10 protein-coding genes and 1 riboswitch are annotated in these 12,552 nt (G+C 41.1%); of the genes, 3 read left to right on the plus strand and 7 right to left on the minus strand.

The genetic code is table 11. The features are described from left to right. Positions 1-138 precede the first annotated feature (138 nt). The 4 genes from AN389_RS14115 to AN389_RS14130 form a co-directional block, all read right to left on the minus strand. Positions 139-657 (minus strand): DUF1566 domain-containing protein, encoded by a 519-nt coding sequence (locus AN389_RS14115; protein WP_055014942.1) that lies wholly within the window; start codon positions 655-657, stop codon positions 139-141. A gap of 9 nt (positions 658-666) precedes the next feature. Next, positions 667-2,322: a DUF1566 domain-containing protein gene (locus tag AN389_RS14120; protein WP_055014941.1), complete on the minus strand. Its 1,656-nt coding sequence runs from the start codon at positions 2,320-2,322 to the stop codon at positions 667-669. Positions 2,323-2,598: 276 nt separating this feature from the next. Further along, the gene (locus tag AN389_RS14125; protein ID WP_024034321.1) at positions 2,599-2,931 is read right to left on the minus strand and encodes a hypothetical protein; all 333 of its coding nucleotides are present in this window, start codon (positions 2,929-2,931) and stop codon (positions 2,599-2,601) included. A gap of 20 nt (positions 2,932-2,951) precedes the next feature. Beyond that, positions 2,952-3,656, minus strand: coding sequence for a DUF2982 domain-containing protein (locus AN389_RS14130; protein ID WP_055014940.1), 705 nt, complete (start codon positions 3,654-3,656; stop codon positions 2,952-2,954). A gap of 246 nt (positions 3,657-3,902) precedes the next feature. On the opposite strand from AN389_RS14130, the gene AN389_RS14135 reads away from it, so the two are divergent. From AN389_RS14135 to msrA, 3 genes are all read left to right on the plus strand, one after another. Continuing rightward, the gene (locus tag AN389_RS14135; protein ID WP_055014939.1) at positions 3,903-4,955 is read left to right on the plus strand and encodes an efflux RND transporter periplasmic adaptor subunit; all 1,053 of its coding nucleotides are present in this window, start codon (positions 3,903-3,905) and stop codon (positions 4,953-4,955) included. Positions 4,956-4,958: 3 nt separating this feature from the next. Next, complete coding sequence (locus AN389_RS14140) at positions 4,959-8,066, plus strand: efflux RND transporter permease subunit (RefSeq protein WP_055020089.1); 3,108 nt, start codon at positions 4,959-4,961, stop codon at positions 8,064-8,066. An 89-nt stretch (positions 8,067-8,155) separates the two neighbouring features. Next, positions 8,156-8,692 carry a peptide-methionine (S)-S-oxide reductase MsrA gene (msrA, locus tag AN389_RS14145; RefSeq protein WP_055017586.1) on the plus strand — a complete coding sequence of 179 codons (537 nt, stop codon included), beginning with the start codon at positions 8,156-8,158 and terminating at the stop codon, positions 8,690-8,692. Between the two features lie 82 nt (positions 8,693-8,774). Here msrA and AN389_RS14150 read toward each other — a convergent pair whose 3' ends face one another. The 3 genes from AN389_RS14150 to AN389_RS14160 all read right to left on the minus strand — a co-directional run bounded on the left by AN389_RS14150 (position 8,775) and on the right by AN389_RS14160 (position 12,426). Next, on the minus strand, positions 8,775-10,604 hold the full coding sequence (locus AN389_RS14150) for a TonB-dependent receptor domain-containing protein (RefSeq protein ID WP_055020090.1): 1,830 nt from the start codon (positions 10,602-10,604) through the stop codon (positions 8,775-8,777). Between the two features lie 36 nt (positions 10,605-10,640). Then, a riboswitch (cobalamin riboswitch) is annotated at positions 10,641-10,804 on the minus strand. An 86-nt stretch (positions 10,805-10,890) separates the two neighbouring features. Then, positions 10,891-11,673, minus strand: a complete 783-nt coding sequence (locus AN389_RS14155) for a hypothetical protein (protein WP_055020091.1) — start codon at positions 11,671-11,673, stop codon at positions 10,891-10,893. 270 nt (positions 11,674-11,943) lie between these two features. Beyond that, positions 11,944-12,426, minus strand: a complete 483-nt coding sequence (locus tag AN389_RS14160; RefSeq protein ID WP_055014934.1) for a YajQ family cyclic di-GMP-binding protein — start codon at positions 12,424-12,426, stop codon at positions 11,944-11,946. Positions 12,427-12,552 lie beyond the last annotated feature (126 nt).

The raw sequence follows: 12,552 nt of genomic DNA on the forward strand, positions 1-12,552 counted from the left end.
TTTTACTTATTCTTACATGGATGTAAGTCATTAGAATAACGCAGGAGCAGTTATCGAGCCCACTAGGTTACAAACCTCGCGCCGCGATTAAATGGCCCTTAGATTGAACAAATTATAACCCTAAAAGGTCAACAGGCCCTAGTTTTCGTAACGCACTAAACGTAAATACACGTCACTGGTTTTAGCATGTAAACTATTGAGCCCACTATCAAACTGATAAACCCATGCTGAACTCATCGTGCTAACGCCTGACGTATTAGTCCAATAGTTTTGCAATTTAGTGCCTAAAAACACCTCTTCGTTAATACTCGGCTCGGTACAGCTGTGTTCTAATATACTGGCAAGCTCTTTAATATTAGGCACCTGCCAATCATCATAATCAGCAGTGGTGTCGTTTTCTGCTCCTCTAAGCGCTTCTTGCCAATTCAGTGATGGTGTAGACCCAGCGCACGTTTCGGTGTCGCTATCGTAAACTTGCCCATAGCTACAGCGCTGCCACATCAGGCCCGTTTCGGTATCTAATACTGTGCCATCATCATTAAGGGTAAAGCGCGTAGTGGGTGTTGTAGTATCGGCCCCGTCGTAACACGTTTGCGCTGCGGCTAGTTGAAAGCTGGCGCTAAACACAGCCAGTGAAAATAATATGCGTGTTTTCATGGTTTTCTCCTATCGGCTTCTGACTAGGCGTACATACGCGTATTTTTCTTTCGGGTAAGCTAAGTCATTCCCATTACTCATATCTATAATGTACGCTTGCGATAAGCTGGTACCATCGGCTGCAGTTTGTGATGTCCAGTACGGTAAATTAACATCATCTATAGCGCCTGCTGCTGGCATATTAGGGAAAAACGCTTCATCAATTAATACGTTTTCGCCCTGCTTGCCATAATCTATTAAGCTCAAGAGCTCAGTGTAAGTCGGTAAGCGCCAATTGGTACCGCCGCAAAAGTCTAAGTCGTTCACTTCATTTATATAGGTTTGCACACCACAGCTTGTATCATCTGGGCAGGTGGTATTTGCGGTACTGGTATCGGTAAAGGTTGTCGTGCCTAAATCCCAAAAGTAATGATTTTGGCCATCACGCAAGGTGGTATTAGGTAATGTACCTGACTCTACACTTTTAACCTCCCATACAAGCCCCGTTACGTTGTCGCGAATGCAAGTAAAGTCGTCACTATCATCAGCTACTTCATCAGCAAATTGATTTAGCTTAGTGTAGTCAAAGGCAAGGTTACCTTGGCCTGCTTTATCGAGTTGATTGGCAAAGCTGTCTCGGCCAAGCTCTGCATCTTGTCCTGGAAAATCACTACTTTGGCAATTGATACGTTGGGTATTGTTATAACACTCGCCTAGGCCACTGTCGTTGATTAACCCTAATGCTTTTGGAGATACATCAATAAATACGGTATCGATGTCAGTGCGCCCTTTAGAATCAGTAACAGTGACTTCAAAGCTCAATGTGGTATCTAAATCAACGTCGGAGGCAAAAAATGTCGTGGTACATTGGCTAGTATTTGCCAGTGTTTCGGCATTGCCTGTTAATTGTTGCCAGCTACATGAAAACGTATCTGTTAGGGTGTCACTTTCACTTGCATCTAAGGTTACTTCCTCAAATTCTTCAACGTTTTGGTCATCTCCGGCATTAGCCACAACCAGCTCGTCTGTTTTATTGAGTGTCATACTGTATTCAGTACTTGCCTCGCCGCCTTCGTCATCGGTAACGCTTAACTGCCACACTAAATTAGTATTTGACTCAAGCAGCGGGTGGCTAAAACTTACCGTTGAATTATCAAAGTCGGTTACATCTAAATCGGGGCCTGAAATTAATTCCCACTGATAACTATTAATTTGACCGTTTTCATCTGGATCGCTCGACTCTTCAGCGCTTAAAGTTACGGTATCATTATAGGTCGAAGGCAGTGTTTCAGGAGCTATTTGACTCACAACAGCAAGTGGTAACTGGTTGCTTGAAGTAATAAATATACTCACATTGTCACTCACTAAGCTGCCGTTATCTGTTTGATAGCTTACAGATAGTACAAGTTCACTATCGGCTTTAACATCGGGAGCTGTAATAGTTTGCTCTGCACCTTCAAGCGGAAAGCCGTCCACTGACGGGCCGCTAACGCGCTGCCAAGTAAAGGTACCGTCTGCCGGTGAGCCTTGCGCGGTAATGGTAAACTCTGTTTTTTCTACAACTTGAAGATCGTTTCCTGCATTGACCGTAGTTTCAACAGTAGAGTCATCACTACCGCCGCCTCCACCGCCACAGGCAGCCAATAAAAAACAAGATATAAGGGGAGCAAAAGCAAACGCTTTCATAAAACGCACCTATAATGTCAAATAATTACTATAGAGTAATTACAAGCAATAAAGATGCCATTAAGAGTTATACCAATTCGCTTAATTAGGTGATCTACTTTGAGGCAGGAAATATGTGTTAATAACTAGGTAATAAATGCGCTATTTAGTTGCTCTCGCCAATTGTTCCTGTATTGCGCGAGCTTCTGCATCCATGCAGCCGAAATGAAAATTTTTTAACGCAGGAAGCGGCACGTTTAGCCCCGCAAAATGGTTAAATATTATTGTACATTGGTATTACATATACGTATCTTGATGAATACGCACAAACAGCTTAGTGCCTATTTTAGAGTAATCTACTTTGTATTCACGTCCATCAAGCGCCTGAATAAACAATAGCTGTTTTTCTTCGCCAAAAATATCCGCGCTACTTACATTAACAATTTCAAGGTACCGCTCTTTGGCATCTCGCCGGTTTTTAGGTAGGTCCTCTTTAAACGGCTCTAAACCATTTTGAGTTACCTTTATACGTGGGTGCTGCTCTGCATTTACAATGACTAGATCAAGCTTTTTATCTTTATGGATGATGGTATTGCGACCACTTTTAATAAAAGATCTTTCTTGGCTCATTATTTTTCCTACTATCGCATTTAGTGTCCAACTTGCGATGCTATAAACCGTTCAGGTGCGCGTTTCCATTTATTTAAGTCGGCACTAAACGACCAAATGTCTGTCTCTAATACACTTGCGGGTAACAGTAAATTATACCCCGTTAACAACTCAAGGTGCTTCGCTCTGTTAGCAAACATAGCTATGAGTCCAGTATAGCTAAATCCTTTAGGTGAAGTGTATTGTGTCTCTTCTATTAACCATTCTGATGGGCAATTGCCATTTTTGCAATGTTTTTGAACAGCTTGCATAAATAAATTACGTTGCTCTATCAGTAGTTTTCCGGCGATGCGTGGATGTATAGCGCTTAAAAATTCGTCCATATCATTGAGTTTTAAACCCACTGCGTTTAATTCAAGGTATTCAAGGCCGTCAGCCACCTTAGGAATACCGCTGTGGTGCAGATTACTGACATTTAACTGCCACTGACCGTACTTATGCTGATACACAAGTAAGTACTCACTAAGTAGTAAACTATAATATGGCTCCTGTGTTTTTAAAAAACCAATAAAGATAGCCGCTATGCACATACTGACTAAAAATATTTCTATTAAGCTAATTTCACCCGGGCGCAATAAATTAAACAGCATAATAAATACTAAACCTATGCTGCCGACAGAGAGTACTTCAATGCCATTGCGTGAGCCTTGCGCTCTGTATTTTATTATTGAATTTTGCTTAGCCATATTGGTAAAAAGCCATATAGAATAAAAACATAACAATACCCCAGAGTATTATTTTTCTGATTGTTAAACAGGTTTTACACTGTGCTTGTGGCTTCATTGTTTTATCATAATTTTAGCGTTAAATGGGAACAAGTAATTAGTCTCATAAATTTTTACGCCTAACGCACAAATTTATGAGACACATAACCGCCTTTCCACGGTCTTATTTCGTACAATACTTACAATTTATTTTCAGGTATGAAAACGATGTACTCAAAACAGTCAGGTAAAGCCCTTTTTCCATTTCTAATTTCGCTTCTTGTTATTTTAAGTGTGTACCTATATTTACCATCTAGCCATGGTGAACAATCTAATTCAAGTAATAAGGCAACAAGAGTTAGCGCTCATACGGTATCGTCTCAAGAAAACACCGTTATGATTGAAGCCATAGGCAGTGCACGTGCAAATCAAGCTATTTATATTAAAAGCGCACAAAGCGATTATGTCACCCACATTTATTTTGAAGATGGTGACTTAGTTAGTAAAGGCCAACGCCTTGTGCAATTACAAAATAAACAAGAGCAGTACGCAGTAAAAGAGTTAAACATTAACTTAAAAGAGGAGAAACGCCAGTTAAGTCGCCTTACCGAGCTTTCTCGCACACAATCTACCGCTAAATCATTGTTAGAAGAGCAACTTTCTCGTGTAGATGCTACGCAAGCACAACTAGAAAGCGCTAAAACCAAACTTGACGAGCTACTAATCACTGCACCATTTTCTGGCTTATTAGGTAAACGAGAAGTATCTATCGGTGCTTATGTAAGCAGCGATACAGTTATTACAACGCTCGATGATATTAGTATTATAAAAGTTGACTTTAAAGTTCCTGAAAAATATTTATCTCAACTTAGCCTTGGCATGAAAGTACATACCCAAAATGACGCCTACCCAGGTAACACCTTTACCGGCAAAGTTACTCATATAAGTTCCCGTATTGATTCGGTTACCCGCAGTGTTGAAGTAACCGCAAGCTTTGCTAATAAATCAGGATTACTGCGACCTGGCATGCTTTTAAATACCGCCCTTGAACTCAGTAGTAATCAGGCGCTTATGGTGCCAGAGAAAGCCGTGATCCCACTGCAAGATAAACACTATGTGTACCAAGTAAAAGAGGGCATTGCCAATAAGGTAGAAGTGCATGTTGCTGGCAGAAATAACGGGTGGGTAGCAATTGATGAAGGCCTTAGCGATGGTGTGCAAGTAATTACCGAAGGTATTATAAAAATTCGCCCTGGTAGCAAAGTAAGTGTTGAGGGTTAATCGGTGAAAATTACAGATACGAGTGTCAAACGCCCTGTTTTTGCCATAGTAATTAACTTACTACTGCTTACATTTGGGTTGGTAGCCTTTTCGATGCTACCACTTAGAGAATACCCTGATATTGAAACCCCTATTGTCAGTATTAGTACTGACTATACCGGTGCGTCGGCAGAAATAGTCGAGACAAAAATAACGCAAATATTAGAAAACAGGATATCGGGCATTGAAGGTATTAAAAGTATTAACTCTTCAAGTAGAAACGGGCGCTCTAATATTGTTATCGAATTTGATATTAGCCGTGATATTGATGCAGCCTCAAACGATGTACGAGAGCGAGTTGCGCGTGCACTAGATAACCTACCAGAGCAAGTACGCCCGCCAGAGGTCTCTAAGTCAAACAGCGACGAGAGCCCTATTGCTTGGTTTGTACTCAACAGTGAAACTATGAACTCGTTGCAATTGAGCGATTATGCACAACGCTTTATTGTCGACCGATTAGCCGTAGTAGATGGTGTATCAAATGTCCGTATTGGCGGTGAGCGTCAATACGCCATGAAAATTTGGTTAAACCGCCAAGCCATGGCTGCACGTGGTATCACTTCAAGCGATATCGAAAATACCCTGCGCAGTGAAAACGTAGAACTACCAGCAGGTGAAATTGAATCTATCGACCGCGACTTTACCGTACGTACAGCGCGTAGTTATAAAGATCAACGTGATTTTCAAAACTTAGTTATTAAACGCGGTGAAGACGGCTATCTTGTACGCTTAGGTGAAGTGGCTGACGTACAGTTAGAAGCCGCCGACGATGAAAGCCTGTTCCGTGGTAACGGCCGTAACATGATTGGTCTAGGCATCGTAAAGCAAGCTAAAGCAAACACGTTAACGGTGGTAGATAACGCGCGCAGTGAGCTTGAAAAAATAAAACGTAACCTGCCAGAGGGCACCACTATTCAAGATAGCTACGACTCGTCTGTTTTTATTAAAGAGTCAATTAGCGAGGTTTACAGTACGCTTGCCATTTCTATGGGATTAGTGGTGTTAATCATTTTTATCTTTTTAGGTAATATTCGCGCTACACTTATCCCTGCCGTTACAGTGCCCGTTGCCCTTGTTGGCAGCTTTATGTTTTTGCTTGCCATGGGGTACTCAATCAACTTATTAACCCTGCTTGCATTAGTGCTAGCGATAGGCCTAGTTGTAGATGACGCCATTGTAATGCTTGAAAATATTCACCGTCGGATTGAGCTTGGCGAGCCTCCCCTATTAGCCGCCTTTAGAGGCGCCCGTGAAGTAGGTTTTGCAATTATTGCGACAACACTTGTGCTTATTTCGGTGTTTGTACCTTTAGTGTTTATGGATGGGCGAATTGGCGCCTTATTTACAGAGTTTGCGATGGCTGTAAGCGCCGCGGTGTTTTTCTCTAGTATTACGGCCCTTACGCTTTCGCCTGCGCTATGCTCTAAAGTTTTAAAAGCGTCAGAAAAAGAAAGTAAATTTAGCCAATGGATGGACCGCGTTTTTAGCAAAATTGAAAACAGTTACCGCCAATCGCTCACCTCAAACATGACCAAAAAATGGGGGCTTATGGTAAGCCTTGTGCTAGCTGGTTTTGTGAGCTATTCATTGTTTTTACAAGTCCCCTCAGAACTGACACCAAAAGAAGACCGAGGCACCTTTTTTATTATGATGAGCGGCCCTGAAGGCGCAAGTTATGAAAATAACGCTGCCAATATGGCAAAAATAGAAGAGCGCCTGCTGCCTTACTCTGAGGCTGGAGAGTTGAGCCGCGTGCTAGTGCGTGTTCCTGGTTGGGGCGGCAGTGGCGGTGTAGCCATTGTAGGTATGGCCGATTGGGATAAACGCAAGCGCTCTACCTGGGAAGTAATGGATGAAATAAGCGCTAAAATGACCGAGGTAACAGACGTACGTGCCTTTGCTATTATGCGCCGTGGTATTGGCGGTGGAGGCTCTTCTCGTCCTATTGAGTTTGTACTGCAAGGTAACGATTACGAGCAGCTTGCTGATTGGCGCGACCGCATTATAGAGCGCGCAGAAAAGAACCCTGGCTTGGTAAGAATCGATCATGACTACAAAGAAACCTTTCCACAGTTTTTGGTCAGCATAGATAAAAACAAAGCCGCTGATTTAGGTGTATCGGTATCAGATGTAGGCACAACCCTTGAAACCATGTTAGGTCAGCGCCGCGTAACCACCTTTATTGACCGCGGTGAAGAATACGATGTAATTTTAAAAGGCACGAAGCAAGACTTTACAAACCCTACAGATATTTCAAATATTTACCTTAAATCGCGCAGTGGTGAGCTTGTTCCGCTAGATAGCCTTATCAGCTTAAAAGAAGAAGCAACAGCATCACGCTTAAACCGTTATAACCGTATGCGTGCTATTACACTTAGCGCTAACCTTGCAGAGGGCTATACGCTTGAACAAGCACTTAACTTTTTAAACAAAGTAGCCGCAGAGGAAAACGACAGCGATGGCGCAGTAGATTACAAAGGTGAATCGCAGTTATTTTACGAAGGCGCATCAGCTATGACCTATGTGTTTGTGCTTGCACTGACTGTGACCTTTTTAGTTTTAGCGGCGCAATTTGAAAGCTTTATCCACCCGTTTGTAATTATGCTTACGGTCCCCCTTGGCTTAATGGGCGCTATGTTTGGCCTATGGGCCACAGGTCTTACACTCAATATTTACAGTCAAATTGGTATTGTAATGCTGATAGGATTAAGCGCTAAAAATGGTATTTTAATAGTCGAATTTACCAACCAACTGCGCGATAAGGGCATTGAATTTAGCGAGGCTATTTTGCAAGCGGCCACTCAACGCCTGCGCCCAATAATAATGACCTCTCTGACCACAGTAATGAGCGCGGTGCCTTTAGTATTAGCATCGGGCCCAGGCGCAGAAAGTCGCATGGTAATTGGTGTGGTGGTATTTACAGGCGTTATAGTATCAACATTACTAACACTGTATGTTGTCCCTACAGCGTACTATGCCCTAGCTCGCAACACACAATCGCCCGAGTTTTTGCAGCAAAAATTAAATAAGCAAGCCGACTCTCACCCGCTAAAAGACAGCGAAGAAACTTAACTGAGCTTAGACTGCGCCGTAACTTGCTGTTGCGGCGCAATCAATTTATGCTCGCTGTAATACTGCAACATACATAATTAGGACAACTTATGAGCACATCAACACAACTAGCAACATTTGGTGGAGGCTGTTTTTGGTGTATAGACGCCGCATTCAGGCGTGTAAAGGGTGTACTTAATGTCAGCTCAGGTTACACTGGCGGCAATACCGACAACCCCACATATAAATCGGTTTGCTCAGGTACAACAGGTCATGCTGAGGTTGTTCAACTGGAGTTTGACAGCGATGTAGTGAGCTTTGAAACCCTGCTTAGCATGTTTTTTACCTTACACGATGCCACACAATTAAATCGCCAAGGTAACGATATTGGCACACAGTATAGAAGTGTTGTTTATTACCACAACGATGCACAATTAAAGCAAACCAATGAGATGATAGCCCAGCTACAAAATCATATTAGCGAGCCAATAGTGACAGAGGTTAGCCCTGCTACAACGTATTACCCTGCAGAGCATTATCATCAAGATTACTACAACGAAAACCCACAGCAAGGTTACTGTAGTATTTTAATAGCACCTAAATTACACAAGTTTGAAACTGTATTTAAAGCGTTTTTAGCTGACTAGCTAATTTGCGTTGTTAAATTGATTCTAAACACACATTAAAAAGCCCGATATAAATCGGGCTTTTGTATATTAAAAAACGCTATTAAAACTGATAGCTTGCCCCTGCAAAAAAGCGGCGCTCTGGGGTGTTGTAGTAATATATTTCACCGCTTGTAAAGTCAGCTCTTGAGTCAACCACATTGTAATCTCTGTCAAATAAGTTCTCTACACGAAGCGACAACTCAATACTATCGTTTAGCTGATAGTTGCCTGCTAGGTTCCAAAGTGTATACGATCCTAGGCGCGTTACTGCCCCCTCGCGATCACTGCGGTATTGCACATCAATGCGAGCATCAAAATCTCCAAACTGCTTCGCGATTTCCCAATTAACAGTACGCTTGGCAACATTGCGTAGCTCATCGCCGGTTTCTTTATTTTCAGCACTTAAGTACGCAAAATTAAAGCGGCTATCAAACCCAAAAATTTGCTGAGCAAGGCTAAACTCAACCCCTTCATAGCGAGCTTCGTTTATATTAGCTAATGCAAAGTTTGCATCGTAATCAATTTTATCTTCGATATCGTTTCTAAAAATTGCAACATCGACTTGTGCACTGTCAAAATTAACATTAACACCAAGTTCGCGGTTTGTTGATTTTTCAGGTTGCAGGTCCGTATTACCAAAATTTGGGTAGTATAAATCGTTAAACGTAGGTGCTTTAAAACCCGTGCTTTGACTAATTCTAAATGTTGAATTTTCAGATAAATGATAACCGGCCGCCGCAGTATAGGTTGTTTCATCGCCAAACTGTTCATCGTCGTCTTGGCGAAGAGTTAAATTGGCAAGCACAGTATCGGTGTCGTAGTAAGCCCCAACAAACACAGCTAATACATCGCGGCTATCTTCATCAAAAGCTTGAGAACTGTGTGATACATCATCCTTATACCAATTAACGCCGCCGCTAATATTAAGCGTATTAGTTAAACGGTATTGGCCGTTGTAATCTACTTGCGAACGTTTAGTAATAAACGTACTGGTTGTTGGCCCACCTGTAGAAAAATCTACATACGTGCTGTCAGAATCATCCGTTGCAAAAGCAACCTCAAGAGCATGAGATTGGTTAGTGTAGTTTTTGCTCCACTTCGCCGACAGTTGATAGTTTTTAAAGTCCCCTCTTTCAACTGTGCTCGAGGCAGGGCTAAAGCTGCTATCATAATCTGCGTAACCTTCGCTGTACTGACCTAGTAGCTTAAAATTACCATAGTGAGCGTCAGCATAATTGACTTTAAAACCTAGATTCTTATTTTCATAACCATCGTCATCTGGGGCAACACCTTGCAGCGCGTCAAAGCCATCTGTTTTTTCAAAACCGGCGTTAAAAGCGCTAGTTACATCAGCCGATTTAACAGAGCCCGCAAGCTGGTAGTTTTGATAGGCATTAGAGCCAAATGTGGCATCAAGGGAGGTATTGCTCGCTTCGCGCGTTATTATATTAATAACACCAGCTAAGGCGTCTGAGCCATAAACAGCGGCACGCGATCCTTTTATGATCTCGATTCGCTCAATACTATTTAGCGGCACATTACTTAGTGCTTTTTGGCCAAGTGTGGCTGAGCCCGTGCGAACGCCATCAATTAAAATTAACGTATCGCCAGAACCTGTACCACGTAAAGATACGCCCGACGTTTGGCCAAAGCCCCCATTAGGATTAATTTGAAAACCCACTTGTGTGCTTAGTAAGGTTGGTAAATCGCGTACACTGCTTTTGTCTATTTGTTCTCGACTGATAACATTAACGCTTGCTAAAACATTATTTATTGATTGTTCAAATTTATTAGCGGTAACAGTGATTTTTTCAATTGGATTTTCTGAAGCAGAGACAGAAAAAGACAACGCAGCCGAGATAGCAACGCCGAGAGTTGTTTTATTTAGCATGATGTTCCTTATCTTTGCCCACCGCAAAGATTTAAGTAAGTAAGATTACTTCAAGGCCGGTCTCCGGACTCAGTAAACACATAAATGCGTTAATACTTTACCGTTGCGGGGGCAGTGTTGGGATTGCTTTTGTCATAAAGGCTCACCAACTTCCCGATTATCTTGCTGTTAGTTTTAATACTTTAAACCCTGTATTTAGCAACCAGCAAGCACCTTGAAAATAGGCGGTTATTGTGAGCAGTTTGTTTACAAATGTCAACGGACGTCTATATAGCTAAAAGTTAAATTAATTGTTTTGTGTAAAGCTAGAGGTTATGCCATATGAGCTTAAAAGCGCGGTGATTTTTGGTTTTATTTCGGGCGCATTTAAAAGCTTATCCATTTGTTTTACCGAAATTTTACTGCGCGAAGGGTTAACTAAAAAGTGAGTATCGTATATAGCATCTGGTGTATTGCTCCTATAAAGTAGGTCCATATTAAAAATGTTATTCTTTTTAAAATATTGATAAGCAATATTGTTTATAACCCCTACATCTGCTCGCTTTAATAGCAGCATTTTTACAACGTTAAACTCATCAATTGTTAAACTAACTTGGTGTTCTTCACTTAAATATTGTGCATCAGTTTTAAAATCAGCAAAACGATAGGAATACCCCAATACCCCCGCTTTTGTTAAAGCATGTAAATCATTGAAATAGCTTTGCTTTTGGGTGTTCTGTGCTAACGTATACAGCTCATTTTTAGCAATAACATAAAAGCTCGTTTCCTGTAAGGCGTTTCTTGCTCCCTCGGGCACCCATTGCTTAGCCATTAAAAACAACACATCAAACTCACCCCACTCCACCCACTTTTTGAGCCTTTTTACAGGCAAAGAGTTAAGCGTAAATTTATAGTCATTTTGAGAATCATTGAGTATTTTAATAAACTCTGGAGCTACTCCTTGCTCTTTTTCAGCATTAATAATAATTGGAAAGTAACCGTCCTCTACCAACACATCTACATTTATTGGCTTAGCATAACTAAACTTACTGCACACAATGAACATTATAAAAATAAAAAACTTAAGCATTTAAAGCCTTTAACAGTCACTATTAAGTAATATTGATATTAAGAATAGCCTAATATACGCAACTGCGTGCTAAGCAGGTTTAATAATGCATTTAAATAATGTTAAAAAAGTATGGAAGCACAGTAGAGTGATTTTACGCAGGTAAAAGGGGTTTAGGGTTGCGAGTAAATAAAGGCTGTAATTAGGGCGGGGTAAAATGTGTGGCTATTACATTTAATAACCACACATTTAAATTTTCACTTTAAAATACTAATGGCAGGACTTAGCTAATTAATCGCGAAAGTTTTTAAACTGGAAAGGCTGACCTAAATCTGCAGTGCGAACGACTTGCATAGCGGCTTGTAAATCGTCACGCTTTTTACCCGTCACACGTACTTCTTCACCTTGAATAGCAGCTTGTACTTTTACTTTTGAGTCTTTAATGGCTTTAACTACTTTTTTAGCCATGTCTTTTTCGATGCCTTGTTTAAGTACAACATTACGAAACACATTTTTGCCAGCACGAGTAATATCTTGCAAATCTAAGCTTGCCACGTCCATACCTCGTTTAGAAATTTTAGCGGCTAAAATATCAAACAATTGCATTACCTGTTGATCAGCCTCTGCTTTTAACTTAATTGTTTTATCATTTAACTCAATTGATGCATCCACACCTCTAAAGTCAAAGCGTGTTTCAAGCTCTCGGTTTGCATTATCAACTGCATTTTTAGCTTCGTTCATTTCTACTTCTGATACGATATCAAATGAAGGCATTGGGTTCTCCTAACTATTAAATCTAAATTTATGCGCAGATTATAACGCTAAAATTATAAATCTTTACATTTTTCTGCCAGTTGTTCAGGTGCGATACTAATTTAGTTTGATATACTGCAGCCTCTT

Origin of the sequence: Pseudoalteromonas sp. P1-7a, from assembly GCF_001401855.1 — a bacterium.
In the GTDB taxonomy this organism is placed as follows: Bacteria; Pseudomonadota; Gammaproteobacteria; order Enterobacterales; family Alteromonadaceae; genus Pseudoalteromonas.

Bases quoted from the DNA above. Each gene is read 5' to 3' on its own strand.
- AN389_RS14120 (WP_055014941.1), bottom strand. From the start codon at position 2,322: ATGAAAGCGTTTGCTTTTGCTCCCCTTATATCTTGTTTTTTATTGGCT.
- msrA (WP_055017586.1), top strand. From the start codon at position 8,156: ATGAGCACATCAACACAACTAGCAACATTTGGTGGAGGCTGTTTTTGG.
- AN389_RS14135 (WP_055014939.1), top strand. From the start codon at position 3,903: ATGTACTCAAAACAGTCAGGTAAAGCCCTTTTTCCATTTCTAATTTCG.
- AN389_RS14150 (WP_055020090.1), bottom strand. From the start codon at position 10,604: ATGCTAAATAAAACAACTCTCGGCGTTGCTATCTCGGCTGCGTTGTCT.
- AN389_RS14115 (WP_055014942.1), bottom strand. From the start codon at position 657: ATGAAAACACGCATATTATTTTCACTGGCTGTGTTTAGCGCCAGCTTT.
- AN389_RS14130 (WP_055014940.1), bottom strand. From the start codon at position 3,656: ATGGCTAAGCAAAATTCAATAATAAAATACAGAGCGCAAGGCTCACGC.
- AN389_RS14160 (WP_055014934.1), bottom strand. From the start codon at position 12,426: ATGCCTTCATTTGATATCGTATCAGAAGTAGAAATGAACGAAGCTAAA.
- AN389_RS14155 (WP_055020091.1), bottom strand. From the start codon at position 11,673: ATGCTTAAGTTTTTTATTTTTATAATGTTCATTGTGTGCAGTAAGTTT.
- AN389_RS14125 (WP_024034321.1), bottom strand. From the start codon at position 2,931: ATGAGCCAAGAAAGATCTTTTATTAAAAGTGGTCGCAATACCATCATC.